Consider the following 25767-nt stretch of genomic DNA (forward strand, 5'->3'; position numbering starts at 1 on the left):
TATATCTAGCTTAATCTTGATAGTTCGAACTGGACTTGGAACTTGGAACTTGGAACTTGGAACTTGGAACTTGGAACTTCGGGCCTGGGGCTTGAGACGATGAAGTAAAAGTTAGAATGGGGTTTTATAGAAGAGTAATTTTACTGAGTTGTTATGGCTGGGGTGATAATTACGAAGTAAGCAACAAGCTTGGGTAAGTCAGAAATAAGGGCATCTCTACGTTGCTGGATAGACAGGCATAAAAAAGGAGCCATAAGGCTCCTTTTTAAAATCAATGTAGAATTTAGCGTGTGCGTGCACACAACTCTTCTGCACTGAAGAAGTAAGCAACTTCACGTTCAGCAGATGCTACAGAATCAGAACCGTGAGCAGCGTTCTCATCAATGCTTTCTGCGAAATCTGCACGGATAGTGCCTTCAGCAGCTTCAGCTGGGTTAGTCGCACCTAAGATTTCACGGTGAGCTAGAACAGCGTTTTCACCTTCAAGCGTTTGAACCATGATAGGACCAGAAGTCATGAATGCAACTAAAGCACCGAAAAAAGGACGCTCGCTATGTTCAGCGTAGAAACCTTCTGCTTGCTCTTTAGTAAGGTGCACCATTTTAGAAGCGATGATCTTAAGACCAGCAGTTTCAAAACGGTTGTAGATAGCACCGATGTGGTTTTTAGCAACTGCATCTGGTTTAATAATTGAAAAAGTGCGTTCGATCGCCATTGTGAGCTTCCTTTAAATAACAAATATATTTTAAAATTCGCGCGGATTATACGTAATTTAGCCTGTAATGCATAGTGTTATCGGCGTCACATAACCAAATTGTAATCATGTGAGCTAGGTTATACAAAAATTGTGATTAAACTCATACTTACAACGAATGCTGTTGGAAAGATTGATTAAGATAGCCCAATAGCATTTTAGGTAACTGCTCCACAAATTTAGCACTAGACATCGAACATGCAATTGCTGGGGTCAATGTAGGATATAAGATCTTATCCAGCAAACTATTTATCAGCATATAAATAACCATATCGGCTGCTTGTTGCTCAACGTTTGATGGCGCTATGGTCACAGTGAACTTCAACAACAGCTTAGAAAGTCGATTATAGGTTTCATTCCTGCTTAAGGTAGGATTAGAAAAAATAGTGTCCGGATGCAATCGCGCATTAAGATGAATAGTTCTAAAAACACTGCGTCTGCTATCAAGAAAATCAAATGTTTGCTGACACATCAACAAAACTTGCTGTTCTAAGGTTTCACACTCTATCAATTCTAATTCATCAACCCATTGAGATAATTCGCGCCCAAAGTCATCGTATAACAAAGGCAACAAGGCTTCTTTGTTCTCAAATCGACGATAAAACGTCCCTACAGACACCCCTGCACCTTCAGCTAATTCTTTAATACTGATATGTTCAAAGTACTTAACCTTTAATGCATCTTGTAAAGACTGCAGAAATTTATCATGAGTCACTTGGCTACGTTTTTGTTTTGGGCGTAAATCTATGGCTGACATGCATTTTTCCAGTTCGAAATCAGGGAGGAAACCAAGGTAACAATCCCAGTGTATTGTTACCTTAAGCATCATACAATTTCTACTGGCTAAACTCTAATTCAACAGGTCATTTACTGCGCTGTTAAGTTAATGTAACCCTACTATCGCTTTATTATCAGCAACGATTTTTTTAGTGTCATAGCCAATGCCATTTTTAAATACTACTGGCATGTCTTGAATACGACTAATATCAACACTCAAATCGCCATTTATTAATACTAGATCAGCATTTTTACCGACCTCAACTGAGCCAATAGTTTGCTGCTTATTAAGATAGTTTGCTGCATTCAAGGTGGCGATTTTAATCACTTCTTCGACACTAAAGCCTGCTTCATAAAGTAGCTCAATCATACGTTGATTTGAAAATCCAGCGACGACCCCGCCATAACCGGTAGGATCCGTTCCGGCCATCAACAAGCCGCCAGCTGCAACAAACTTCTTTTCTAATTGCATCATTTTATTAAACACGACAGGCCAAGTAGCATCTTCTTGCTGAGAGATAGTGAGCCAACGATTTTGATACTGCTCCCTAACTTGTGGAATAAGCGCTTCTAATGCTAATGGGTAGGCTTGTGGTCGCCCTTTTGTGAACGTTTCATAAATAGTTAGCGTAGAAGTAATAGCGACTTTCTTTTCGACTAAATAGGCAATGAGATCATTGACCTCAGGTGAATCAATATCTAAATCAACTAATGACTGATGTGCCCCTTCTGGGCACATATCTTTCTGTTTGTCTTTAACAAAATCAGTTGCGGCAAAGAAACCATGTTCAAGGTTATCAATTCCCATCTCAGCGGCTTCTCGGTAAGTAATAGAGCAAAGATGTGCTGTCACTTTATGATCCCGCAAATGCGCTTGCTCTATGACTGTTTCAAGCTCTTTTGTACGAATATTAATATAGGCTTTATATGACGTTACCCCTTCAGAAACCCAGTAATCTATCATTGCCTTAGCATTTTCTGCATCCCGCAGCGCTTTGAGTTTTAGAATTGGCAGCCCAGGACCATTTAAATACGGCGCAGTAACATCCATAGCAGGCCCAATAGTGTCACCTGAGTTAATGGCATCTCTTACATTTAAATCCCCGTAAGGTGAAGTGGTGCCAGCAGTCCTTACCGTGGTTGCACCGCCAGCTAGGTAAAGTTTGGGAAAGCTGTGGAGCATTTCGGTGTAATGGGCATTTCCGGTGGGATAAAACATATGCTCATGCATCATGATCAGGCCAGGAATTAAGGTTTTTCCCTTACCATCGATGATAGTGACGTCCTCTGCAATCGTTGTCGAAGCAGAAGCCATTATCGTTTTAATTTTCCCAGCCTCAATAACAACAGTTTGCGCTTCCTTAATTTTACTGCCAGTGCCATCGATGATATTGACATTGGTAATTGCAATTTTAGGTTGATCATATGATACATAACCACTCGCCACAGCACTTAAAGAAATACTGTAAAGCAGCATACCTAATGTGCAAAACAATTTAGATTGATTCATCCTTAACCTTATTCAAATTTAGTTTGAACAAGATGATATCGTGCAAACAGATTTATGTAAATCTAGATTCACATTAGGGGCGGTTTTTATTGTTATTTTGCAGCAATACATTCAATTTCAATGCTGGCACCAAGAGCGAGACCTTTGACTGCCATAGTACTTCTTGCGGGATATGGGGAACTAAAATGCTGCTTATATACCTGATTAAATGCTGAGAAATCTTCAATATCCGTAAGCATCACAGTGCACTTAACCACATCTTTCATTTCATAACCCATTCGACCTAAAGACCCTTTAATGCCTAATAATGTCGATTGAGCTTCCGCAACGATGCCACCTTTAACTAAGGTCTTAGTCTCAGGGTTAAATCCTATTTGACCAGATAAATAGACAGTCCCGCCGACTTTCACCCCTTCAGAAAATGGCAAGGTCATGTCACCTTGCTGGGTATTTAAAAAACTAACTTCACCCTCTGAATAGCTACCAAGATTTACTGGCAGCACTTTCTGTTCAGAACTCTGCACAGCATTAACATAAAAACTCGCTAAAATAGATAAACTGACGATCAATTTCATTGTCATCCCTTAATATTATGGTGTTGTTGAAAATGTGCTTATGTCATTTAAAGTATTCAACCAAGGTTGTGCTGAACGATGCCAGATTTGCATAACCGGCGTTAATTCATTTCTTTGATCCACAACCCCTAAACGAATTCCATACACCCTAGACTTATCACCAACGGAAGTGGCGTACATTGCTGAGCCACATTGCTGACAAAAACCTTGGGCTCGTTGATTACCACTTTCGGCAACTTTGATGTATTCCTTTGGCGTGCCTTTGATAAAATTCATACCGTCAACTTCTGACATCACTACCGTCCTAAAGGCGCTAGCCGATAGTAATTGGCAATCAGTGCAATGACAGATGACAACTTTTTCTGGTAAAACCTTGGCAGTAAAAACTAACTCACCACAATGGCAATGTCCGGTGATGTTCATATAGTCCTCTAGATAAAATGATGCCAACTTAGTTTGCGAATGCAAATTCACAAACAAGATAGTTACATTAATTCAACATTGCAACTTAAAATCGTGTCAATGAGTAAAGAAGTAAATTGCTTTAGAGATAATTAGCATAACGAACATAAAGAATATCGAGCGAAGGGGGATATGAATAATGACGCAAAGAAAAGTTAACTGTTTCTAAAAATTGTCCAAAAAAAAGCAACCTCTATAGATATAGACGTTGCTCAATTTATTACACCCGTTAACTGTATTTGAAGATTCTAGCCTTCACTGACCATATTAACGGTATACTTTGGTATCTCGATAACCATATCAGTATCAACCACTTTAGCCTGACAAGCTAGACGACTTTCAGGCTCTAAACCCCAAGCTTTATCTAGCATGTCATCTTCCAATTCATCACTTTCTTCTAGCTCATCAAAGCCTTCACGGACGATACAATGACAAGTGGTACAGGCACATGACTTTTCACAAGCATGTTCAATATGAATGCCATTTTTTAAAGCAACGTCTAAAATCGTTTCGCCTATTTCTGCTTCAAGAACTGCTCCATCAGGACACAGCTCTTCATGGGGTAAAAATACTAACTGCGGCATTTGTTCACCTATATATTATCGACAGACTGGCCTTTCAGTGCTGTTCGAATTGAATTATCCATACGACGATTAGCAAACTCTTGGGTTTGTGCATCTAACGCTTCAATCGCTTTTTCAATCGCGTCAGTATCATCGCTTTGAGCGGTCACTTGTAACTGTTCAATGGCGCTATAAATAGCACTGCGCTCTTGCTCATTTAATAAGTCCGCATCTTTTGCTAATGCTGCGGTTAGTGTTTCCACTACTCGAGACGCTTCAACTTGCTGCTCAGCTAGCATACGACGGCTAATGTCATCTTTAGCATGCTTCATTGAATCTTTCAGCATAGTCGCTATTTCAGAGTCAGATAAACCAAATGAAGGTTTAACCTGAATCGTGGTCTTCACTTCGGTTGATTTTTCCATAGCGGTTACGCTAAGTAAACCATCTGCATCCACTTGGAAGGTCACGCGAATATGCGCAGCGCCGGCTGCAAGTGCTGGAATACCATTTAAGGTAAAGCGCGCTAATGAGCGACAATCGTCAACCATTTCACGCTCGCCCTGCACCACATGAAATACCATCGCCGTTTGACCATCTTTAAAGGTGGTAAACTCTTGAGCTCGCGCCACTGGAATGGTGGTGTTACGGGTGACGACTTTTTCAATCAGCCCACCCATAGTTTCGATACCCAAAGACAATGGAATAACATCAAGTAATAATAAGTCAGATTCTGGTTTGTTACCCACCAAAATGTCAGCCTGGATCGCAGCGCCAATGGCAACCACGCGATCAGGATCGATTGAGGTTAACGGGGTTTTCTTAAAGAAATTTTCAACTTGTTCACGTACTAAAGGCACGCGAGTTGAACCACCAACCATTACAGTTTCGATAATCTCATCAGTACTGACATCGGCATCACGTAACGTGCGGCGACAACTGGCAATGGTTTTTTTCACCAGTGAACTGATCAATGTTTCAAAATCAGCTTTAGTCACTTGTGTTTCTACGCGCTCAGCATTATCTAACGTAATCGATGCTATGCAGCTCTCAGATGTGGTTAAGTGCTCTTTAACTCTTCTCGATTCAATCAATAATTGACGTGAAAGCGTGGCAGACAAATCAGTTAAACCAAAAGCTTGCTGTAGATGTGATTGCAATAAATGGTCAAAGTCATCACCACCTAACGCAGAGTCACCACCAGTGGCTAATACTTCAAACACGCCGCGATTTAGGCGCAGTATTGAAATATCAAATGTGCCGCCACCTAAGTCGTAAATGGCAATCACACCTTCTTGTTTTGAATCTAAACCATAGGCAATTGCTGCTGCCGTTGGCTCATTGAGTAAACGTAATACTTTAACACCTAATAGCTCTGCTGCATCTTTAGTGCCTTGACGCTGGGCATCATCAAAATAAGCCGGTACGGTAATCACCACACCTTCAAGATTGCCACCTAATGTCAACTCGGCGCGAGCAATAAGAGGCTTTAAAATTTCAGCCGAGACTTGCACGGGGTTAACAGCGCCAAAAGCAGTATTAAAAATCGGTAAGCCATTGTCACTTGAGCTAAAGTCGTAGGGTAACTGTTGCTCTTTTGCTTGAATATCAGCAAGGCTTCTACCCATAAAACGTTTTACTGAAACAATGGTATTTTTAGGATCTTGGGCAGATTGTGCTTGCGCATTAACACCAACATCAATAGATTCGGCATTATAATGGACCACAGAAGGAAGAGAATGCTGTCCGTTATCATCAACTAATGTTGATGCTTCGCCACTTCTAACAGCCGCTACTAAAGAGTTTGTGGTACCTAAGTCGATACCAACAGCGAGACGATGCTGATGGGGCGCGGCGCTTTGACCGGGCTCAGCGATTTGAAAAAGGGCCATAGTAATCCAATAGTTTATTAGTGAACATTCATCGATTAAATCAAAACAAAATGCTCTGTTAAAAACAGAGCATTAAGTTTACCAATCCATTAGTCTAGTAATGAATCTTCAATTTTAGCGAGTTCATCTTGCAATTTTGCCATAAATTTTAGCTTTCTGATCTGATCTGCCGCTAATAAATTATCATTATCGGTGTCTTTAACCAGTAAAATAGCAAGGCTTTGCGAGAGTGACTTTTCAAAATCAGCAAAAGAGTCAAATAAGTCACTGATTAAGTCGTCGGGTTGCTGGCTGTGCTCGATATCTTCTAATGCTTCACGCCATTCCATCTGCTGCATTAAAAATGCAGTGTCTTTAACTGTGGTGGTTTCATGGCTTATATCAATACCACGAAGGCTCAATATGTGTTCGGCACGTCTGAGCGGATTCTTGAGAGTCTGATAACCATCATTAACTTGTGCAGTACGCTGCACGGATAATAATTTTTGTTGCTCAGATCCATTAGCGAATTTATCGGGATGAACCGCCCGTTGCAGTTCGCGGTAGCGTTCTGCAAGTTGGGCGATATCGATATCAAAGGAAGGTGAAAATTGAAATAACTCAAAATAATTCATTGGCAGATATCATGCTCTTTGATTGGTGATTTGCGATACAAGCTTCATAGTATAGATTAACTAAACAGTGAAACTTTCACCACAACCACATTCACCTTTGGCATTAGGGTTGTTAAATTGAAAACCTTCGTTTAGGCCTTCTTTAACAAAATCTAACTCTATACCTTGCAGATAAATAAAGCTTTTGGCATCTATGATGATATTTACGCCTTCGATGTCATAAACTTCATCGTCGTCATTAATTTCATCGACAAACTCGATGACATAAGCCATACCTGAACAACCAGATGTTCTTAACCCAAGGCGTAAACCTAAACCTTTCCCACGATTTACTAGAAAAGATTTAACTCTATCAGCCGCAGCTGGGGTCATTGTAATTGCCATCTTAACTCCAGGTATTACTTATCTTGCTTTGATTTGTACTCATCCAACGCTGCTTTAATAGCATCTTCAGCTAAAATTGAGCAATGGATTTTAACTGGTGGAAGCGCTAACTCTTCTGCAATGTCTGCATTTTTAATCGTAGCGGCTTCTTCAACAGTTTTGCCTTTAACCCATTCTGTTACTAATGAGCTTGATGCAATGGCACTACCACAACCATAAGTTTTGAATTTAGCATCTTCAATGATGCCATTCTCGCCTATTTTAAGTTGTAATTTCATTACATCACCACATGCGGGTGCACCTACCATTCCGGTTACCACTGATGGATCATTTTTATCAAATGAACCAACGTTACGTGGATTTTCATAATGTTCGATTACTTTTTCGCTGTAAGCCATAACAATTCTGCTCCGTTTATCGCTATCGATAATAATGTATTAGTGATGTGCCCATTGAACTTGATCAAGGTCGATACCATCTTTGAACATCTCCCATAATGGAGACATTTCACGTAATTTACCGATAGATTCATCAATTACTTTAATTGCATGCTCGATTTCTTCATCAGTGGTAAAACGACCGATTGAGAAGCGAATTGAGCTATGTGCCATTTCATCATTTAAGCCTAGTGCACGTAATACGTAACTTGGTTCTAGGCTTGCTGAAGTACATGCAGACCCTGATGAAACCGCTAAATCTTTAAGCGCCATCATTAATGACTCGCCTTCAACAAAGTTGAAGCTGACGTTGAAAATGCCGCAATAACGTTGCTGCATGTCACCATTAATATAAGTTTCTTCAATATGTTTAATGCCATTCCATAACTTGTCACGTAGACGAAGGATACGGGCACTGTCTTCAATCATATCTTGCTTAGCAATCGCGGCTGCTTCGCCTAAACCAACAAGTTGATGTGTCGCTAATGTACCACTACGCATACCACGTTCATGTCCGCCACCATGCATTTGTGACTCTAAACGGATACGAGGCTTACGGCGCACATATAATGCACCTACGCCTTTAGGCCCATACATTTTATGGCCAGAAATTGAAATCAAATCAACTTTAATTGCTTGTACATCAATCGGTAATTTACCAGCACTTTGTGCTGCATCCATATGGAAGAAAATACCTTTTGAGCGACATAATTCGCCAATGGCTTCGATGTCTTGAATCACACCAATTTCATTGTTTACATGCATGATGCTCACTAAAATAGTGTCTTCACGCATGGCAGCTTCAATCACTGACAATGCAATTAAACCGTTTGCACTTGGTTCAAGGTAAGTGACCTCAAAGCCTTCACGTTCAAGCTGACGACATACATCTAACGTTGCTTTATGTTCTGTCTTGCTAGTGATGATGTGCTTGCCTTTCTTGTGATAGAAATGCGCAATACCTTTAATGGCAAGGTTACTTGATTCAGTCGCACCAGATGTAAATACAATTTCACGGTGATCAGCGTTGATTAAATCTGCTACTTGGTTACGAGCAATATCAACTGCTTCTTCGGCTTGCCAACCATAACGATGAGAACGAGATGCAGGGTTACCAAACACACCGTCCATTGTCATAAATTGCACCATCTTATCGGCAACGCGTTTGTCGACAGGGGTTGTTGCGGCATAGTCTAAATAGATAGGAAGCTTCATCATACACTCCGTACTGAGTAGCCCAAAGGAGGCTACTAACAACGTACATATAAATAGTTATCAATATATGAACAGGAAATTATAAACTAACTCTATGTTCATTCTGCATTTCATCTTGCTTTAGTGAGATAAATTGAACATCTCGTTTGTGCATCAATCCAGCAAGTGTAATGCCATCTAAGAAATCTGAAATTTGTTTACTTAAGTCACCCCATAGCGAATGGGTTAGACAGCGGGTGCCACTTTGGCAGTTCCCTTTTCCCTGACAACGAGTCGCATCGACAGACTCGTCAACAGCATGGACAACCATGCCTACAGAGATATCATTGGCTTCTTGGCCTAGGCGATAACCGCCACCAGGACCACGAACGCTTGATACAAGACCATGTTTACGAAGCTTGGCGAAAAGTTGCTCAAGATAGGAAAGCGATATTCCCTGTCTTTCAGAGATATCCGCTAAGGGAACTGGCCCGGTAGCTGAATGAATTGCAACGTCCAGCATAGCTGTCACTGCGTAGCGACCTTTTGATGTCAGTTTCATAACGTTATTTGCTCCCATAAACCATAGAGCAATTTCACCATACCCGAGTATTTTAGTCAAGTATTTAACCAAGTAATTTACTCAAGTATTATCTCTCGTTCACATCTAACAATTTAGGTCTTAAAATTTGCAGGGCTATTTAACCTTTTTATAGTGCAAGATTCAATGCCAGCGAGCCATTAAAAGCCCTAATTTGTGATAAATTCGTCCTACTTTTACAAAAATGCTTCAGTTGTTAAAATTTGCAGTACAGAAATAAAAAATCGACACCCAGATAAGTGGGTGTCGATTGTGTCATTTTCAAGTCTACTGATTATATAATCGGGTCAAACTTATCAATTTCTTGAGTACGTTTTTCAGCCGCTTCTTGTTCAGCTTCAGTAAAGTCGTCAACATTCAACTCTGGTAGCTTTTCAGTACAGACTTCACCGCCCATGGTTTGCACCGCTTGGCAAATCTCTTGTACTTTAGAGTCCATTAAATGCATATGATCAAGCATTTGCCCTATCGCGCTGGCAACAGGATCTGGGTTGTCTGGCGACACTGCATAGGCATCAAAGCCGTATTTTTTCGCCATGGCGCTTCTACGCTCAGTTTGTTCTTTCGATTGCGCTGAAGGACTTGATACCACGCGGCCAGGTATACCCACTACAGTAGTGTCTTTAGCAACATCTTTAACCACTACTGAATTTGAGCCAACTCTAGCGCCATCATGCATCGTAATAGGCCCCAGAATTTGTGCCCCAGCACCAACCACCACATTATTTTGCAGTGTTGGGTGACGTTTCCCCGCTTGCCATGTTGTGCCACCTAAGGTAACGCCATGATAAAGCGTACAATCATCACCAATTTCGGCTGTTTCGCCAATCACAACGCCCATACCATGATCGATAAAGAATCGACGGCCAATAGTCGCACCAGGATGAATTTCGACCCCTGTTAACCAACGCGAAAAAGTAGACAAACATCGAGATAGCAGACGCCAATTTGCATTCCAAAGCTTGTTACTGATGCGATGGATCCAAATTGCCTGCATACCAGGGTAGTTCATTAATATTTCGAAACTACTGTTCGCCGCGGGATCGCGGTGATATATAGATTCAATATCTTCTTTTAGTCGCGCAATCACGCTCATATAACAATCCTTAATACGTTAACGTTATGAATCTTTGTTCTCGTCTGATTTCGCGACTTTTTTATCGATTGAAGTCAATATACCGCGCAGAATATTCATCTCCGCAGTTTCAACCCTTGCACGGGCGAATAAACGTTTAAGTTTGGTCATAATCTGCCCTGGATGATTCTTAATAATGAAGTTAGTTTTTGTTAGTGTTGACTCAAGGTGTACATAAAAACGCTGTAAGTCTTCTGCTAACGGGTATTCTTCTTCAACCGTTGCTTTTTCATCTAACGCAAGGTGGGCCATACGGGTTTCATAACAAATGATTTGTACCGCTTGCGCCAAGTTCAATGAGCTATATTCTGGATTTGCAGGTATGGCTACATGATAATGACACTCTTGTAATTCCTCATTGCTTAACCCGTGGTTCTCACGACCAAAGACAATCGCTACTGGCCCTTTTATCCCTTCAAGAGCAAGTTTTTCACCTGCTTCTTTTGGCACTAGCATTGGCCAATCTAAAGTACGACTTCTGGCACTGGTTGCAATGACTAAGCTACAGTCTTTGATTGCATCCGTTAAAGAATCAACAATAGTGATATCTCGGATTAAATCTGCTGCGCCAGCAGCAAGTGCAATAGATTGCCCATCAGGCTCAACTCTTGGTTCAGCCAAATATAAATTTGATAACCCCATGGTTTTCATGGCTCTTGCTGTAGAACCAATATTACCAGGGTGTGATGTACCCACTAAAACAACGCGTATATTACTCAGCATGAAACTACTTTATTCTTTAAAAAACTATTTTGGAATAGTAACACAAGCAGCAATTAATTCGTTATATGAAAATCTGCATTTGATATAACTGTCAAAAAGCGTATAATATGCCGCTGATTTATTCGTTCTTTAACATCCAGGGGATTGCTATGCATCCGATGCTGACTATTGCCACGCGCGCTGCACGCGCTGCGGGCCAAACTATTATGCGCGCCTACACTGAACTCGACAATGTTGAGATTGATTCAAAAGGTCTAAATGACTTTGTTACGAGTGTAGACAAGGAAGCTGAATCTACCATTACATACCAAATTCGTAAATCTTACCCAGATCATACGATTGTTGGCGAAGAAAACGGTGAAAACCGTGGCACCAATAAAGATTATGTGTGGATAGTTGATCCTTTGGATGGTACCAACAACTTCGTTCGTGGTATCCCTCATTTCGCAGTTTCTATCGCTGTTCAATACAAAGGCAAAATTGAAGTTGCCGTTGTTTACGATCCTGTACGCGAAGAACTGTTCTCTGCCGTTCGTGGTAAAGGCGCTAAAGTTAATGACTTCCGTCTACGTGTAACTAATGTTAAAACACTTGATGGCACCATTATTGGTACTGGTTTCCCGTTCAAAGCTCGCCAACACACTGAATCTTACCTAAACATCTTAGGTGAAGTATTCCCTGTATGTGCAGACATTCGTCGCACCGGTTCAGCAGCACTTGATTTAGCCTATGTTGCCGCGGGTCGTTTTGACGGTTTCTTTGAAATCGGTCTTAAGCCTTGGGACATCGCAGCAGGCGACTTAATCTGTCGTGAAGCTGGCGGTACTGTAGCTGACTTTACCGGAAACCATAACTATATGACTTCAGGTAATATTGTTGCAGGTTCTCCTAAAGTGACTTCCGAGTTAGTTAAAATTATGCGTCCTTTATTAAATGAAGGCTTAAAACGCTAATTTCAATTAACGCCAAAAGCCGCCTTTTATGGCGGCTTTTTTGTATCTGCAGTTCTTTAGCCTTCAATGGCACTGCTAAATAGTGATGATATTGGGATAAATTTATATTATTTGAACTAGATCACTCAGTATTATTCCATTTAGCAGAATATACTGAATTATCAATCAAATTTATAATAAGAGATGTAATAATCATGCCACTCCCTATACTCCGCCAAATAGGTGTTAAAAGCCTTAAAGGCGTCGAACATATCGTTCTTTTCATTATTTCTCTTGCGACCGTCTTTGCCATTGGCGAAGAGGTGATGCATATGTTCGATATTAGAACCGTAGAACTTGCCGATTTGCTACTACTCTTCATTTATCTTGAAGTCTTAGCCATGGTGGTCAATTACCTCGAGTCAGGTAAGCTACCTATCCGCATGCCACTTTATATTGCTATTGTGGCACTGGCCCGTTACTTAATTCTTGATATGAAAGATATGGATGACTGGCGCATACTGGCGATTTCTGTTTCAACGATTGTGCTAGCAGCCACGGTCATTGTCATTCGCTGGGGACAACTGAAACTGCCCTACCCTAAAAGCAAAGATTTCGACTAAGCTCACAGAGTAGACACCTTTGTTAATTTATATCAACAAATAAAGCGATAAGTGACTTACTTATCGCTTTTTTTAACGATGTTGATTACTATCACTAATAATGACTAATACTTATGATGGATTAAGCAAACAGGGAGCGATAAGGTTATGTCAAATGAGCCTATAGGGTTTGAAGAAAAAAGAGCTTCTTTAAGAGTCGATATGGAAGCCGAGCGAGTTTTATTGCATTGGATTGACGCTAATGGCCAGCCCCAGGAAGATGCTGGCATTTGTATCGATTTAGCCCGTAAAGGAATTTTAATCGACTATAAAGCGCCGTTTGCCTTAGGCGACTTAATCGCAGTCACCTTCAACCATAACACTGACAAACAAAATACCATCAAAGGCCAAGTATGTCGTTGCCTTGAGTCAAATCCACAGAGTTATCATATTGCCATGCAGTTGCTTTAAACGCTTAAAGCAGTGCAATATCTTTAACATTAAGGTGATACTATGATTATATTAGTCGGCGGCGAAAAAGGTGGTAGTGGCAAAAGTTGTTTAGCGCAAAACCTCGCTGTATATGTAACCGAAACCTTCAATGCCAGTGTATTGATGGTTGATTGTGACCCGCAAAAAACCACCTCAGATTGGATCCAAGCTAGAAATGAACACCCCAGTTTAAAACCCATTAATTGCATTCAATTATACGGCAAAATCCGTAATGACTTACTTAGTCTTAATGAGCGCTTTGAATACGTTATTGTCGATTGCGGTGGTCAAGATAACCTTGCCATGCGCGCAGCGATGTCAGTCGCCACTTACGTACTCATTCCGCTTAGGCCCAAAAGACGTGATTTAAAAACGCTTCCACACATGGAGGACATGCTAAGCACCTGTAAAATGGTCAACCCAAAAATGGTGGCTGCAATAGTCGTCAGTCAATGCCCTGCTCTGCCATCGCAATTTAAGCGTATTTTAGAGGCCAAGGAAGTAGTGCAATCATTTGGCTTAAAAGCGCTAAATGCCATTACCTTCAATCGTAATATTTATGATGACAGCGAAGAAAGTGGCTCGTCAGTGCTTGAGATTGGCCCTGAAGGTAAAGCAGCAGTAGAAATTCGCGCCATAGCCGAAGAGCTTTTTGCCATTCCACCAGATAATAGCTTCGAGTTTTAGGTCTGATATGCTGAAGTTTCAGTGTGGTTAACTTAGCACTGAAACATTTCAGCACTAACGTCATCAGCAAGCCAATGTTATAATGTCGGCAAATTGGTAAATTAAGCTGCGTACATGACTCAAGCAAACAATCCTCTTCATGGAATTAAATTAGAAACTATTGTCACTGAATTAGTGGAAAAGTATGGCTGGGAAGAATTAGGCAGCCGCATTAATATTCGCTGTTTTCAAGATAATCCAAGTGTTAAATCCAGCCTCAAGTTTTTAAGAAAAACCGAATGGGCCCGTGATAAAGTTGAATACTTATGGCTAAAAACCAACAAGCTGCCTTTGCCTGCTCCTAAAGTTTATGATGCAGCAAAATCAACGACAAAGGCTCATCAAGGCTCGGGTGCCAAACCTGTGTCCAAAGCGCAAAATAATAAATGCACTGCAGGTGTTAATGCTGATATTTGGGGCAAATAAACACCATTGATAAACAAGCGGTCTGAAACAAACCTCTAACTACCTGTTTATTCGGTAAATAATACAAAAAAGCCTGATAGTTTAGTTAAACCATCAGGCTTTTTTGTAACCGATGAAACTACATAGGGAATTCAAAAATTAATCGCCACACCTGTAACTCCCCATCAGTTTGATAACTCATACCAAATCGGTCTGTACTGAACCATCCCCAACCTAACGGCTTAGACAAGGCTAATGTCACTCCCACTTCATAGGAATATTGCGTAAGCACATTTTCTTGCACTGGGGTAACAAACTTAAGTTTATCGAAATACCAGCGCCCCGCTACAAACAAGCGTGGCTCAACGGTATACTCACCCCAATCCCAGCGTTGATTTAAGCCAAAATCAATGCCAGATTGCAATACAGAATAGCCATCAGAGCTGTCATTGATACTGCTTTTATAGCCAGCATAATAAATTCGGTTAACCCACACCGGATTATATTTGGGTTGTGCCAATTCATATAACGCTGAAAAACCAGTAGAGAAAATCCCCACATTACTGGAATTTGAAAAGTTATGCCCGTAGCCCAAATCTAAATAGGTTTCTAGGGTGAGCTGCTCGTCATAAAACCATTTGTACTCAATCCCTGGGGTTATGGTCATAGTGCCGACACCATCGGGTAGTTCACCTTCTGGCAAGTCACTAAAAGAGTAATTAAAAAAGCCCAATGAAACTGGCAACCTTAGGGTCAGCAGGTGATCATCGGCCTGTTCAATATCAAATGCGAAAGGAATATTGGCCACTGCAGCGCTCTGGCCAGAAGCGCGATAAATCCCGCTGCCAATATAATTTGCAAAAGCGTAATGGGAAAGATCGGGGTTGTCAGCATCAAATTGAGCCTGACAAGGTTGAACAACAAAAAGCGCTGCAATAGCTATTACAGCGCTTTTATATAATGGAAATTGATTTGCTTTAAAACCAGTAAACCAACTCAGTAACATGATTTAATCTACGCTATTTCGTCAAGTGTTATTTATTGTCATCAATAAAATGGTGTTCTGTCATCATATGACCTAACTCGGTTGATTTGGTTTTTAAATATGCTTCATTGTAACGGTTTTTGCCCACTTGCAATGGAACTCTTTCGCTCACTTCAATGCCAACTGCCTGCATGGCCTTCACTTTACGTGGATTATTGGTCATTAACTTCACTTTGCTAACACCAATTTGAGCTAACATAGGTTCAATCATATCGTACTTACGCATATCAGCTTCAAAACCTAAACGTTCGTTAGCTTCAACAGTATTGGCGCCTTGATCTTGCAGTTCGTAGGCTCGGATTTTATTCAGTAAACCAATGCCACGGCCTTCTTGTCTTAAATAAAGAATAAAACCTTGGCCTAATTCAGCAATATTTTGCATTGCAGTTTGCAGCTGAAAACCACAATCACAACGCAAACTAAACAAGGCATCACCGGTTAAACATTCAGAGTGAATACGACCTAACATTGGCTCATTAGCATTTAGCTCACCAAACGTTAGCGCAACATGTTCTTTACCGGTTTCGGTATCTTCAAAACCATGCATTGCAAATACGCCCCAAGGCGTAGGTAACTTAGAAGTGGCGATATATTTAATCGACATTGACCAACCTTTCAGACAACGCTCAATTTATGAGTCTCATCATCCATGCAACTGACTTACGTCATAACTAATAGGGATAAACTGGATTAGAATTTTGCTGGGGCAAAACCAGTTACTGCTTTAATATTCATTTCGCGGCCAAGCGCAGTCATTGGATGTACAACAACTAATCCTTTAACTGATTTTTTTAATTTACCCATGTCTGCTTGTTCCGCTTTGGTCAGCACACGACTAAATTTTAGTTCTTTTACATCTTTACCGGCTTTGTTTAATTGACGTGATTGCTGATTTTTCAAACTTGCAATACGTTTTGTTACTGTCGCGATCTCTTTTTTAAACTGCATGATAACCGCTTTATCTTCACGGGCTTGTGCAGCAGCAAGTTTACGGCGAAACTTTTCTGCTTTATCGTTTAATGCTTGCAGTTCTTCTTTTAAATTCATTGTGTTACCTTAAATTTCAACATTGTGCCACTGACACAATAACATGCTCAAACACAGCACTTGTATCAATCCAACACGTTTACGGAGGCGAAGTATAACAGTTCGTTAGACGAAACACATTATCCACAGCAGCTTATGGTTAATCTATTTGAACTAAATCATGAATAATTTGATTACTGCTACCACGCCACTTCAAACTGGGATCCGCTAAATCTTGCTCGAACTTGCCATCCACTAACACATCTACATAGTCTAATACTTGCAGTTGTTTGAGGGACATTTGATCGAGCTTGTAGCCACTCCATAGCCAAATGTCTTTATCTTGGCATTGTTGTTTTACCCGTTTAACCAAAGACAAAATGCTGTCGAGATTAGCTGGGAATAATGGGTCGCCACCAGAAAGTGATAAACCACGGCGCTTGATACGAGTATCATTTAAATCAGCAATAATTTGATCTTCCATCATTTGGCTAAATTCATGGCCTGAACGAGGATCCCAAGTAGACTGATTATAACAACCACGGCATTGATGCTCACAACCTGAAACAAACAAGGTCGCGCGGGTACCTGGGCCGTTGATCACATCGATAGGAAAATACTGATGGTAATTCATAATCACTTCTCTTACTGCTCATTGTCGCGTAAACACTCACGCTGTAAACCTATTTGCATCACTAAGGCCAAACCAAAACAAGGCGCTTAAAGCGCCTTGTTGGGTTAATCACGGAATTAGCTTTGCTAACTTCATGAATTTGCTATTTATAAATGCTTAACGCGGCGTTTAACTTCTTCTTGCTTACCATAGTTAAATGGTCTTGCATCAGGGCTGCCTAGATAACCACATACACGACGGGTTACCGACACACGGCTTGGCTCATGGTTGCCACATTTAGGGCACACAAAACCTTTACTGGTACAGTTAAACTCACCAACGTAACCACAGTCATAACATTCATCGATTGGGGTATTGGTACCGTAATAAGGCACTCTGGTGTAACTGTAATCCCAGACGTTTTCTAATGCTTCAATATTGTGCTGCATGTTCGGGAACTCACCGTAACAAATAAAGCCACCATTGGTGATTTCTGGGTACGGTAATTCAAACTCAATTTTATCGTATGGATTGACTTTCTTTTCGACGTCTAAATGGAAACTGTTAGTGTAGTAACCTTTATCAGTAACCCCTGCAACCACACCAAACTCTTTGGCATCTAGCTGGCAAAAACGACTACATAAGTTTTCACTTGGGGTGCTGTATAGGCTAAAGCCATAACCTGTTTCTTGTTTCCACGCTTCAGTCGCGCGCTTCATCACTGAGATAATTTCAATGGCTTTAGTGCGTAACAGCTCGCTATCAAACACGTGCTCATCAGTACCATAAAGTGCATTAATGGTTTCATGTAAGCCAATGTAGCCTAATGAGATTGACGCGCGGCCATTTTTAAAGATTTCAGACACATCATCATCTGCATTTAAACGAACACCACAAGCACCTTCCATATATAGGATTGGTGCAACACGCGCTTTTACACCCACTAAGCGGGCAATACGGGTATCGAGTGCTTTACGAGCGAGTGTCATTCTCTGTTCTAATAAGGCAAAGAAAGCGGTTTCGTCGCCCTTGGCTTCAATGGCGATTCTAGGTAAGTTTAAGCTGACAACACCTAAGTTGTTACGCCCTTCATGAATTAACTCACCATTTTCTTCATAAGTTCCTAAGAATGAACGACAACCCATTGGCGTTTTAAATGAACCAGTAACGCGTTCAACTTGTTCATAATTAAGAATATCTGGATACATGCGCATGGTGGCACACTCTAATGCTAACTTCTTCACATCGTAGTTAGCATCAGCAGCTTTATGATTTAGGCCATCACGAATAGCAAAAACCAGTTTTGGGAATACCGCTGTTTTACGGTTTTTACCTAGACCTGCCATACGTACTTTAAGAATCGACTTTTGAATTAAACGCGCTTCCCAGCACGAGCCTAAGCCAAAACCAAAGGTCACAAATGGCGTTTGGCCATTGGCGGTATGAAGGGTATTTACTTCATATTCTAAAGACTGGAATGCGTCGTAACATTCTTTTTCAGTTTGCGCCATGGCAAAGGCTTCAACATCTGCTACGCCCCACTCTTTACCGATAACCAACTGCTTTTGATAGCTCTTTTGAACGAACTCAGCTAATACTTCATCAATGCGGTTAATGGTGGTGCCGCCATAGATATGGCTAGCCACTTGGGCAATAATTTGCGCAGTTACTGCAGTCGCAGTTGAAATTGATTTAGGGGTATCAATTTCAGCATTACCCATTTTAAAGCCATGGGTTAACATGCCTGCTAAATCAATTAGCATGCAGTTAAACATTGGGAAGAATGGTGCATAGTCTAAGTCGTGATAATGCAGTTGACCTGACTCATGTGCAGCAACAATATCTTTTGGCAATAGATGCGACTTGGCATAATGTTTGGCCACGATGCCAGCAAGTAAATCCCGTTGAGTTGGAATAACTTTAGCGTCTTTATTGGCATTTTCATTTAAAATCGACGCGTCGCTTTGTTCAACCAAACCACGAATTTCGCAGTTCAATTTACTTTTGGCTTCACGGCAAATATCACGGTCGTGACGATACTCAATATAATGACGCGCAACCTCTTTATGAGGACCTTCCATTAATAAGTTTTCAACTAAAGCTTGTAAATGATGGATCTCAACTTCTTCATCGTTAGCAACTTGATCTCTAATCACACAAGCGACTGTTGAAGCATAGTCTTCATCAGCACTACCTGTAGCAGTTTCCATTGCTGCAACAATGGCATCCTTGATCCGCGACTCATCAAATAGAGTACGACAACCGTCCCTTTTAATTACTACAGGCATTACTTTTACTCCTTTTATGCACAGGATATAAACACTATATATCCACACATAATTATCAACAAACACAATATATGGTGCATTAGGCAATAATAGGCACTAAAAATCCATGATCTAGATCATGTTTTGATGAAGGGGAACAAAATGAAAAAAATTACTGCCAAGCTCAACACTATTTAGAAAAGTTGAACTTGACCAGGTTATAAAAAGCAGCTACTGAGTGCTGAAACGCCTATAAATAGATTGCTATTTATTACAGATTTAAACTGGTAATTGCAGGCTTATACGAATAGTTATCGCAGATTTATACAAATAGTTATCACAGATTTATACAAATAGTTATCACAGATTTATACTGGTATATTGATGCTTAAACAGGTCATTTCAACCGTTAAAAATCAGTATGATTAAAGCAAAGCGCTTTAATTGGCGTTAATCATTTGGGCTAATACCAAGGGCTGCATAAATTAAATGCGCAGATTGGCGCACAGATTGACGGCCTGCTTCTATCGCTTCATCAGCACGATGAAACTCCATGGTACCGATATCAGCAAGCTGTGGCACTAAACACACATCCGGTGGATCGCCCATTAATCTGGCGCGTTTATGGCGCTGCTCCAAAATATCCATTGATTGCGACATCACCGCAATCATCCCAGGGTGAGATTTCGTGCTTGTGGAAAACTTTTCTGAAAAACTATTTATATACTCTTTACCTTTACCTAGCAGATCCATAAACGCCGACTCTGGCTCTTTGGCCACTAATTGCTTTTCAATTTCAGTGGGCGCACAACTGGTCATTTGTTGAGGCAACATATGCATACTATTACGGCGGTGACCATTTAAGTCCACTGCAATCACTACATCAACGTCCATGGTGCGGCACATTGACACTGGCACAGGGTTTACCACTGCGCCATCCACTAACCAGCGATCATGCAATTGTACTGGGGGTAAAAAGCCCGGCATTGAACACGAGGCTCTTACCGCATGACGTAAATCGCCTTCTTTGAACCAAATTTCTTGGCCAGAATATAAATCGGTCGCCACTGCCGCAAACGGCTTTTGCAATTGCTCTATTTTTAGATCGCCTATTCGACCAGCTAAAACATCAAATACTTTTTCACCACTGATTAAGCCACCTTTGCGCCAGCTTAAATCCATTAAGCCTAAAACATCCCAACTAGAAAACCCACTCACCCACTCATGTAACTCTTCTAAATGATCATTAGCATAAGCTGCGCCCACCAGAGCCCCAACAGAGCAGCCAGCAATCTTTTCAGGGTGGATCCCCATGGCGGCCAGCTCTTTTATCACCCCAATATGAGCCCAGCCCTTAGCCGCGCCACTACCGAGGGCGATCCCAACACGAAGTGATGATTTATTTTCTTTTGAAGCCTTAGACATTTACCAAACCCTTAACCATTTTTGCACACCTAAGTAGCTTATCTTACGCTTAAGCTGTTGGCTATCAAGTCGCTTACACGTTATAATATCTGGCTATCATTTTTTAGGGGATTTACCTTTGTTATTTACCGATTTTTCTTTAGATAAACGCTTACTAGACAGTCTAAAGCATATGGGCATTTCTGAGCCAACAGAAATTCAGCAGCAAGCCCTGCCAATTGCCCTAGCGGGTAAAGATTTAATGGCATCATCTAAAACCGGTTCAGGTAAAACCCTGGCGTTTTTATTACCTGCTTTGCAGCGGGTAATATCGACTAGGGCCCTCTCTAAAAAAGACCCTCGCGTTCTGATTTTATTGCCAACCCGTGAACTTGCTCAGCAAGTCTATGGTCAATTACGTTTACTGGTTGCCAATACCCAATATAAAGCCATTAGTATTTTAGGTGGCGAGAACTTTAACGATCAAGCAAAATCGCTATCTCGTGACCCACACTTTATTGTGGCAACACCTGGGCGTATTGCCGATCATCTTCAACAGCGCCACTTATACCTAAATGGCTTAGAGTTACTGGTACTTGATGAAGCCGATCGCATGTTAGATCTTGGTTTTGCGCCACAACTTAAAGCCATTAATGACGCTGCAGATCATAAGCGCAGACAAACCTTGATGTTTTCAGCGACATTAGATCACGATGACATCAATGATATCGCCGCAACATTATTAAAGACCCCTAGCCATGTGGCTATTGGCGCATCGCATGCAGAGCATAAAGATATTGTTCAGCGCATCTTTTTAGTTGACCACCTTGATCACAAACAAGCCCTGCTGCAGCATATTTTAAAACATGAGCAACACAAGCAAGTGATCATTTTTACTGCAACTCGCTCAGACACTGACAGACTCGCCAAACTATTGTCTGCTGAAGGGCTCGAAACCGCTGCGCTCAGTGGTGACTTAAGTCAGTCAGCACGTAATCAAATTATGGACAAATTCAGCCGTGGCCAACAAAAGATTTTAGTCACCACAGATGTTGCTTCTCGCGGGTTAGACTTATTAAATGTGTCATTAGTAATTAACTTTGACATGCCAAAGTTTGCAGAAGAATATGTTCACCGTATTGGCCGTACTGGCCGCGCAGGCGCTAAAGGCGATGCTATTTCATTAGTAGGCCCGAAAGACTGGGATAGCTTTAAGAAAGTACAGGTGTTCTTACGTAAGAACTTTGACTTCTCAACTATCGCAGGCCTTGAAGCTAAATTTAAAGGCTTAAGAGACAAGCCTAAGGCATCAAGCGCCAATGCAAAATCAGCTGATGCCAATACAGGTAATGCCAAGCGTGTCGCTAGCAAGAAGCCAAAAGTGGCACCTAAACGCGACAAGCGCTTTGCCACCGGTATTGATATTGGTGACGCACCAATGCGCCGTAAAGCAAAACCAGCAAAAATTATCGAAACTGATGATTCAATTGTCAGTGACGAAGAATAACCGTAATTTTGACAGCATGAACATATTTGAGCACAGCTCAACAACATGCCAAATAAACTCGCTCTAAGTAAGGTATAACATGAAGATTTGTGGTGTAGAATTAAAAGGTGGCGAAGCCATCATCAGCTTATTAAATTATGAGAAAGAGTCATTCAACGTACCGGAATGTCGTCAAATCTCGTTCAGCATTTCAAAATCTGTTGAAACAGAATCAATTCGTGAATTTCATTTTGCTTTCCATAAATTAATGGAAGATTACAAAGTTGATGAAATCGTGATTATTGAACGTGAACAAAAAGGCAAGTTCTCCGGCTCTGCTACTAGCTTTAAACTTGAAGCAGCAATTCAAATTACTGAATTACCAGTAGCGATTATTAGCCCAGTGACTATCAAAGAAGAGCTAAAGCGTAATCCGCCACAAGCCGATCTTGATACCCTTGAGCTTAAACGTGTGCAATTACCTGCTTTTGAAGCCGCATACGCTCAGCAAAACCGCCACATGTATGGCAAAATCTAACTCAGTTTGAATTAGATTTTCTTGTGAGTAAGCTGCTTTATGGCCTGTTTGTGGGTAAAAGCAGCTTACTGATAAGCTTAAAGTAAGCAATAAATATCCCTATGAATTCAAGAAAATCCGCCTCATTTTCCACTCCTGTTTCATCAAAAAAAGTCAGACCAAGTGCGCCGCCGCAAATGACGGTAAAAGCGGTTAATCAAGCTACAGCGACTAAACTGGCGGCTAAGCAAGCCCTAGCAAGCCTGGTAACCAGTGATGAGGTAAAGGCCAAAAAACAGCAAACAGCCCAGCTTAAATACATTGCCGGTTATTCAGCCCAAACCATCGAACAGGTAAAAGGCTATATTGCCAATGACAGCTTAGCTGCCGTGCTATTAAAGCGTTACCCAAGTGTGCACGATATACGCACTGATAAAGCGCTTTATGACTACACCATGGTGTTTAAACAGCAATTCTTAAAACAGTCTGCGCCGCTTTCTAAAGTGGTTTTTGACGACAAAATCACCCTCAGTCATCAAGCCTTAGGCCTACATACCTACGCCAATCGCGTACAAGGCAGTAAGGTCAAAGCTAAGAATGAAATTCGAATTTCATCACGACTACGCCATGTGCCTGAGCCATTACTGAGAATGGTGGTGGTGCACGAATTAGCCCACCTTAAAGAAAAAGATCACAACAAAGCTTTTTATCAACTGTGCGAATATATGACCAGCGATTACCACCAGCTGGAATTCGACTTACGCTTATTACTGACCTGTATTGAGCTAGGAAAAGCCCCTTATTAAGCTTAAGATATTCATAAACCTATTTTCTTAGGAGGGTATTAATGTATGTAGCAAGCTTTAGGGGCGACAATCGTCGCACTCGAAAATACAAAACCGAAAAAGCAGCCATGAAAGCCATTCGTAATTGGCTTAAGGATAATCAACTTAAAGGGTTTTCGGTGGGTTTGATGGGACCCGATCTGGCGCCATGCGAATTTAATGATTGGGAGTTAATCCCATTTGAAGAACCCAAATCGGTATCTTTTTATTCATCTCAAAAATGGTTAAGCCTGCGTCTAAACGCTTTTGAAAAGTACGGCTCAGTTTGTCAGTGCTGCGGCACTAGCCCACAACATGGCGCAGTCATGCACGTTGACCACATCAAACCTCGCTCCAAATATCCTGAACTTGCGCTCGATATCGATAACCTACAAGTGTTATGCGATCAATGTAACCTTGGTAAATCAAATCACTCAGAAACCAAATGGCGCAAATAAAAAACCACTTTCAAACGAATTAAAAGTGGTTTTAATTTAACGATAAAAAGATTAAATGGGTTAACCTAAATCCATCATCATTTGTTTGGTTTTCACCAGTTGCTTAAAGGCGTTCATTTGCTTTTTAGGCAATACCGAGGCTTCAATGATACTCACCTTCATTGGGTTAACTGGGCGACCATTAACATGAAACTCATAATGTAAATGTGGTCCCGTCACCCGACCTGTGCTGCCTGATAAGCCAATCACCTGCCCGCGTTTAACCCGCTGGCCTTTTCTGACCAAGAACTTCGACATATGCAAATAGCGGGTTCTAACATTATTGTCGTGTTCAATCACAATATACTTGCCTGCAAAGCGATGATTAGTGACCATTGACACCACACCATCCCCCGGCGCTACCACTCTGGTGCCAGTAGGAGTGGCAAAGTCAGTACCGTTATGTGGCGAGGTTCTACCAGTAACAGGGTGCTTACGGGTCGGATTGAAATGTGAAGATAAGCGATACTGCCTTTCCAGCGGTATTCGCTGAAAGGCACTGGCTAGACCTTGGCCTTTGTCATCATAAAAATTACCATCCACATTTTGAAAGGCGCTAATATTTCTACCTCTGGTTTCAATACGCACTGCTTCTAATTTACTGGCTCCGGTGGATACGCCTTCAATAAATTGATCATTCATTAATACTGAAAATTGATCACCTGCACGCAAATCACGGGAGAAATTTAGCTTGCTTGAAAGTAGCGTTTCTATGGTTTGTATTTGCGCTGCAGTTAAACCTGAGCGCTGGGCCGATAAATAAAATGAGCCATTGATATCCCCACTAATAATGCGGTTTTGCCAAATGCCTTCTATATTGACCTCATTAACCTCGTAACTGCCATCGTCAAAACGGCTAAATACCACTTGGTAAGCTGGATTAAAATACAACTCTAGTTTGGTTAGTTTTTGCTGTTCGTCTTGCCAAAATCGAATACGATTACCCGGCGATAATGTATCTAATGCCAGTACATTTAAATCAGCTTCAAGCACTTTGTACATGGTCTGTTGACCAATACCAGCTATTTCAAATAACTGACTTAAGGTGTCACCTTGCTCAATAATACGTTCAAATGTCGGCGCAACCGGCTCACTAATTTCAACCGGAGTATGATTGGCTACCTGTGGGATCAAGGCTTCGATATCAAGGGCAACAGGGATCCGCTGTGAGGCAAATTCTTGCGGGGTTGGCCACAGTAATGCCGCCGCGACAATAAACACGCTTGCTAGCAATAATTTTCGATGTAATGTGGGTAAGTTTTGCGCTTTACCAACCAGCGTTTGTAGCTTATCCATTTGAGCTGAAAGCA

At 41.2% G+C, this 25767-nt stretch carries 30 protein-coding genes; 9 read left to right on the plus strand and 21 right to left on the minus strand.

Translation table 11 applies throughout. The annotated features are described in order from the left end of the window. Positions 1–283: 283 nt before the first annotated feature. The 14 genes from ndk to trmJ all read right to left on the minus strand — a co-directional run bounded on the left by ndk (position 284) and on the right by trmJ (position 11621). Positions 284–715 carry a nucleoside-diphosphate kinase gene (gene ndk / locus Q4557_RS05410; RefSeq protein ID WP_102440383.1) on the minus strand — a complete coding sequence of 144 codons (432 nt, stop codon included), beginning with the start codon at positions 713–715 and terminating at the stop codon, positions 284–286. 148 nt (positions 716–863) lie between these two features. Further along, entirely contained in the window at positions 864–1511 is a 648-nt protein-coding gene (locus Q4557_RS05415) for a TetR/AcrR family transcriptional regulator (protein ID WP_102519477.1), read from the minus strand. Positions 1512–1637: 126 nt separating this feature from the next. After that, on the minus strand, positions 1638–3041 hold the full coding sequence (locus Q4557_RS05420; RefSeq protein ID WP_102440385.1) for an amidohydrolase family protein: 1404 nt from the start codon (positions 3039–3041) through the stop codon (positions 1638–1640). Between the two features lie 92 nt (positions 3042–3133). Next, positions 3134–3616, minus strand: coding sequence for a Rid family detoxifying hydrolase (locus tag Q4557_RS05425; protein WP_102532190.1), 483 nt, complete (start codon positions 3614–3616; stop codon positions 3134–3136). A gap of 15 nt (positions 3617–3631) precedes the next feature. Further along, positions 3632–4039 carry a GFA family protein gene (locus Q4557_RS05430; protein ID WP_102440387.1) on the minus strand — a complete coding sequence of 136 codons (408 nt, stop codon included), beginning with the start codon at positions 4037–4039 and terminating at the stop codon, positions 3632–3634. 287 nt (positions 4040–4326) lie between these two features. Next, positions 4327–4662, minus strand: coding sequence for an ISC system 2Fe-2S type ferredoxin (gene fdx, locus Q4557_RS05435; RefSeq protein WP_102440388.1), 336 nt, complete (start codon positions 4660–4662; stop codon positions 4327–4329). Between the two features lie 8 nt (positions 4663–4670). Then, complete coding sequence (gene hscA / locus Q4557_RS05440; protein WP_303411227.1) at positions 4671–6533, minus strand: Fe-S protein assembly chaperone HscA; 1863 nt, start codon at positions 6531–6533, stop codon at positions 4671–4673. 89 nt (positions 6534–6622) lie between these two features. Beyond that, on the minus strand, positions 6623–7147 hold the full coding sequence (hscB, locus tag Q4557_RS05445) for a co-chaperone HscB (protein WP_102440390.1): 525 nt from the start codon (positions 7145–7147) through the stop codon (positions 6623–6625). Positions 7148–7207: 60 nt separating this feature from the next. Continuing rightward, positions 7208–7531: an iron-sulfur cluster assembly protein IscA gene (gene iscA, locus Q4557_RS05450; RefSeq protein WP_102440391.1), complete on the minus strand. Its 324-nt coding sequence runs from the start codon at positions 7529–7531 to the stop codon at positions 7208–7210. A 14-nt stretch (positions 7532–7545) separates the two neighbouring features. Next, on the minus strand, positions 7546–7929 hold the full coding sequence (gene iscU / locus Q4557_RS05455) for a Fe-S cluster assembly scaffold IscU (RefSeq protein WP_076542320.1): 384 nt from the start codon (positions 7927–7929) through the stop codon (positions 7546–7548). Between the two features lie 39 nt (positions 7930–7968). Then, entirely contained in the window at positions 7969–9183 is a 1215-nt protein-coding gene (locus tag Q4557_RS05460) for an IscS subfamily cysteine desulfurase (protein ID WP_102440392.1), read from the minus strand. Between the two features lie 79 nt (positions 9184–9262). Then, the gene (gene iscR, locus Q4557_RS05465; protein WP_076542338.1) at positions 9263–9724 is read right to left on the minus strand and encodes a Fe-S cluster assembly transcriptional regulator IscR; all 462 of its coding nucleotides are present in this window, start codon (positions 9722–9724) and stop codon (positions 9263–9265) included. Positions 9725–10037: 313 nt separating this feature from the next. Then, complete coding sequence (gene cysE / locus Q4557_RS05470) at positions 10038–10859, minus strand: serine O-acetyltransferase (RefSeq protein WP_303411231.1); 822 nt, start codon at positions 10857–10859, stop codon at positions 10038–10040. 24 nt (positions 10860–10883) lie between these two features. Then, the gene (gene trmJ / locus Q4557_RS05475) at positions 10884–11621 is read right to left on the minus strand and encodes a tRNA (cytosine(32)/uridine(32)-2'-O)-methyltransferase TrmJ (protein WP_102440394.1); all 738 of its coding nucleotides are present in this window, start codon (positions 11619–11621) and stop codon (positions 10884–10886) included. A 149-nt stretch (positions 11622–11770) separates the two neighbouring features. Between trmJ and suhB the strand changes: the two genes are divergently transcribed. The 5 genes from suhB (at position 11771) to Q4557_RS05500 (ending at position 14799) form a co-directional block, all read left to right on the plus strand. Next, complete coding sequence (gene suhB, locus Q4557_RS05480; RefSeq protein WP_076542340.1) at positions 11771–12574, plus strand: inositol-1-monophosphatase; 804 nt, start codon at positions 11771–11773, stop codon at positions 12572–12574. 194 nt (positions 12575–12768) lie between these two features. Continuing rightward, complete coding sequence (locus tag Q4557_RS05485) at positions 12769–13176, plus strand: phosphate-starvation-inducible protein PsiE (protein WP_076540074.1); 408 nt, start codon at positions 12769–12771, stop codon at positions 13174–13176. 147 nt (positions 13177–13323) lie between these two features. Continuing rightward, positions 13324–13626, plus strand: a complete 303-nt coding sequence (locus Q4557_RS05490) for a PilZ domain-containing protein (protein ID WP_102440396.1) — start codon at positions 13324–13326, stop codon at positions 13624–13626. Positions 13627–13668: 42 nt separating this feature from the next. Further along, positions 13669–14334: an AAA family ATPase gene (locus tag Q4557_RS05495; protein ID WP_303411235.1), complete on the plus strand. Its 666-nt coding sequence runs from the start codon at positions 13669–13671 to the stop codon at positions 14332–14334. Between the two features lie 114 nt (positions 14335–14448). Further along, positions 14449–14799 carry a VF530 family DNA-binding protein gene (locus tag Q4557_RS05500; protein WP_102476086.1) on the plus strand — a complete coding sequence of 117 codons (351 nt, stop codon included), beginning with the start codon at positions 14449–14451 and terminating at the stop codon, positions 14797–14799. Between the two features lie 118 nt (positions 14800–14917). On the opposite strand, the gene Q4557_RS05505 is transcribed toward Q4557_RS05500, so the two are convergent. The 6 genes from Q4557_RS05505 to rssA form a co-directional block, all read right to left on the minus strand. Then, positions 14918–15784: a hypothetical protein gene (locus Q4557_RS05505; protein ID WP_102476085.1), complete on the minus strand. Its 867-nt coding sequence runs from the start codon at positions 15782–15784 to the stop codon at positions 14918–14920. 28 nt (positions 15785–15812) lie between these two features. After that, positions 15813–16427, minus strand: a complete 615-nt coding sequence (gene ribA, locus Q4557_RS05510; protein WP_076540064.1) for a GTP cyclohydrolase II — start codon at positions 16425–16427, stop codon at positions 15813–15815. Between the two features lie 86 nt (positions 16428–16513). Beyond that, on the minus strand, positions 16514–16870 hold the full coding sequence (locus Q4557_RS05515) for a YibL family ribosome-associated protein (protein WP_076540062.1): 357 nt from the start codon (positions 16868–16870) through the stop codon (positions 16514–16516). Positions 16871–17009: 139 nt separating this feature from the next. After that, positions 17010–17483 carry an anaerobic ribonucleoside-triphosphate reductase-activating protein gene (nrdG, locus tag Q4557_RS05520; RefSeq protein ID WP_303411241.1) on the minus strand — a complete coding sequence of 158 codons (474 nt, stop codon included), beginning with the start codon at positions 17481–17483 and terminating at the stop codon, positions 17010–17012. Between the two features lie 146 nt (positions 17484–17629). Next, positions 17630–19750, minus strand: a complete 2121-nt coding sequence (gene nrdD, locus Q4557_RS05525) for an anaerobic ribonucleoside-triphosphate reductase (RefSeq protein WP_102440401.1) — start codon at positions 19748–19750, stop codon at positions 17630–17632. A gap of 429 nt (positions 19751–20179) precedes the next feature. Continuing rightward, entirely contained in the window at positions 20180–21154 is a 975-nt protein-coding gene (gene rssA / locus Q4557_RS05530; RefSeq protein ID WP_102476082.1) for a patatin-like phospholipase RssA, read from the minus strand. A 118-nt stretch (positions 21155–21272) separates the two neighbouring features. On the opposite strand from rssA, the gene Q4557_RS05535 reads away from it, so the two are divergent. From Q4557_RS05535 to Q4557_RS05550, 4 genes are all read left to right on the plus strand, one after another. After that, a complete protein-coding gene (locus tag Q4557_RS05535) occupies positions 21273–22640 on the plus strand; it encodes a DEAD/DEAH box helicase (protein WP_102476081.1) in 1368 nt (455 codons plus the stop codon). A gap of 79 nt (positions 22641–22719) precedes the next feature. Continuing rightward, positions 22720–23157 (plus strand): DUF3010 family protein, encoded by a 438-nt coding sequence (locus tag Q4557_RS05540; protein WP_102440404.1) that lies wholly within the window; start codon positions 22720–22722, stop codon positions 23155–23157. A 101-nt stretch (positions 23158–23258) separates the two neighbouring features. Next, positions 23259–23942 carry a M48 family metallopeptidase gene (locus Q4557_RS05545; RefSeq protein WP_368506488.1) on the plus strand — a complete coding sequence of 228 codons (684 nt, stop codon included), beginning with the start codon at positions 23259–23261 and terminating at the stop codon, positions 23940–23942. A 41-nt stretch (positions 23943–23983) separates the two neighbouring features. After that, on the plus strand, positions 23984–24418 hold the full coding sequence (locus tag Q4557_RS05550; RefSeq protein ID WP_102440406.1) for an HNH endonuclease: 435 nt from the start codon (positions 23984–23986) through the stop codon (positions 24416–24418). Between the two features lie 60 nt (positions 24419–24478). On the opposite strand, the gene Q4557_RS05555 is transcribed toward Q4557_RS05550, so the two are convergent. Next, positions 24479–25753 carry a peptidoglycan DD-metalloendopeptidase family protein gene (locus tag Q4557_RS05555; RefSeq protein ID WP_102440407.1) on the minus strand — a complete coding sequence of 425 codons (1275 nt, stop codon included), beginning with the start codon at positions 25751–25753 and terminating at the stop codon, positions 24479–24481. Between the last annotated feature and the right edge of the window lie 14 nt (positions 25754–25767).

Source organism: Shewanella sp. 5_MG-2023, assembly GCF_030547465.1.
Taxonomy (GTDB): domain Bacteria; phylum Pseudomonadota; class Gammaproteobacteria; order Enterobacterales; family Shewanellaceae; genus Shewanella.

Coding starts and splice junctions, on each gene's coding strand:
- cysE (WP_303411231.1), bottom strand. CDS start 10,859: ATGAGCGTGATTGCGCGACTAAAAGAAGATATTGAATCTATATATCAC.
- hscB (WP_102440390.1), bottom strand. CDS start 7,147: ATGAATTATTTTGAGTTATTTCAATTTTCACCTTCCTTTGATATCGAT.
- Q4557_RS05515 (WP_076540062.1), bottom strand. CDS start 16,870: ATGAATTTAAAAGAAGAACTGCAAGCATTAAACGATAAAGCAGAAAAG.
- Q4557_RS05490 (WP_102440396.1), top strand. CDS start 13,324: ATGTCAAATGAGCCTATAGGGTTTGAAGAAAAAAGAGCTTCTTTAAGA.
- iscR (WP_076542338.1), bottom strand. CDS start 9,724: ATGAAACTGACATCAAAAGGTCGCTACGCAGTGACAGCTATGCTGGAC.
- nrdG (WP_303411241.1), bottom strand. CDS start 17,483: ATGAATTACCATCAGTATTTTCCTATCGATGTGATCAACGGCCCAGGT.
- rssA (WP_102476082.1), bottom strand. CDS start 21,154: ATGTCTAAGGCTTCAAAAGAAAATAAATCATCACTTCGTGTTGGGATC.
- iscA (WP_102440391.1), bottom strand. CDS start 7,531: ATGGCAATTACAATGACCCCAGCTGCGGCTGATAGAGTTAAATCTTTT.
- ribA (WP_076540064.1), bottom strand. CDS start 16,427: ATGTCGATTAAATATATCGCCACTTCTAAGTTACCTACGCCTTGGGGC.
- Q4557_RS05540 (WP_102440404.1), top strand. CDS start 22,720: ATGAAGATTTGTGGTGTAGAATTAAAAGGTGGCGAAGCCATCATCAGC.
- iscU (WP_076542320.1), bottom strand. CDS start 7,929: ATGGCTTACAGCGAAAAAGTAATCGAACATTATGAAAATCCACGTAAC.
- nrdD (WP_102440401.1), bottom strand. CDS start 19,750: ATGCCTGTAGTAATTAAAAGGGACGGTTGTCGTACTCTATTTGATGAG.
- Q4557_RS05505 (WP_102476085.1), bottom strand. CDS start 15,784: ATGTTACTGAGTTGGTTTACTGGTTTTAAAGCAAATCAATTTCCATTA.
- ndk (WP_102440383.1), bottom strand. CDS start 715: ATGGCGATCGAACGCACTTTTTCAATTATTAAACCAGATGCAGTTGCT.
- Q4557_RS05500 (WP_102476086.1), top strand. CDS start 14,449: ATGACTCAAGCAAACAATCCTCTTCATGGAATTAAATTAGAAACTATT.
- Q4557_RS05420 (WP_102440385.1), bottom strand. CDS start 3,041: ATGAATCAATCTAAATTGTTTTGCACATTAGGTATGCTGCTTTACAGT.
- Q4557_RS05545 (WP_368506488.1), top strand. CDS start 23,259: ATGAATTCAAGAAAATCCGCCTCATTTTCCACTCCTGTTTCATCAAAA.
- Q4557_RS05460 (WP_102440392.1), bottom strand. CDS start 9,183: ATGAAGCTTCCTATCTATTTAGACTATGCCGCAACAACCCCTGTCGAC.
- Q4557_RS05485 (WP_076540074.1), top strand. CDS start 12,769: ATGCCACTCCCTATACTCCGCCAAATAGGTGTTAAAAGCCTTAAAGGC.
- trmJ (WP_102440394.1), bottom strand. CDS start 11,621: ATGCTGAGTAATATACGCGTTGTTTTAGTGGGTACATCACACCCTGGT.
- fdx (WP_102440388.1), bottom strand. CDS start 4,662: ATGCCGCAGTTAGTATTTTTACCCCATGAAGAGCTGTGTCCTGATGGA.
- Q4557_RS05555 (WP_102440407.1), bottom strand. CDS start 25,753: ATGGATAAGCTACAAACGCTGGTTGGTAAAGCGCAAAACTTACCCACA.
- Q4557_RS05425 (WP_102532190.1), bottom strand. CDS start 3,616: ATGAAATTGATCGTCAGTTTATCTATTTTAGCGAGTTTTTATGTTAAT.
- Q4557_RS05550 (WP_102440406.1), top strand. CDS start 23,984: ATGTATGTAGCAAGCTTTAGGGGCGACAATCGTCGCACTCGAAAATAC.
- suhB (WP_076542340.1), top strand. CDS start 11,771: ATGCATCCGATGCTGACTATTGCCACGCGCGCTGCACGCGCTGCGGGC.
- Q4557_RS05495 (WP_303411235.1), top strand. CDS start 13,669: ATGATTATATTAGTCGGCGGCGAAAAAGGTGGTAGTGGCAAAAGTTGT.
- Q4557_RS05415 (WP_102519477.1), bottom strand. CDS start 1,511: ATGTCAGCCATAGATTTACGCCCAAAACAAAAACGTAGCCAAGTGACT.
- Q4557_RS05430 (WP_102440387.1), bottom strand. CDS start 4,039: ATGAACATCACCGGACATTGCCATTGTGGTGAGTTAGTTTTTACTGCC.
- hscA (WP_303411227.1), bottom strand. CDS start 6,533: ATGGCCCTTTTTCAAATCGCTGAGCCCGGTCAAAGCGCCGCGCCCCAT.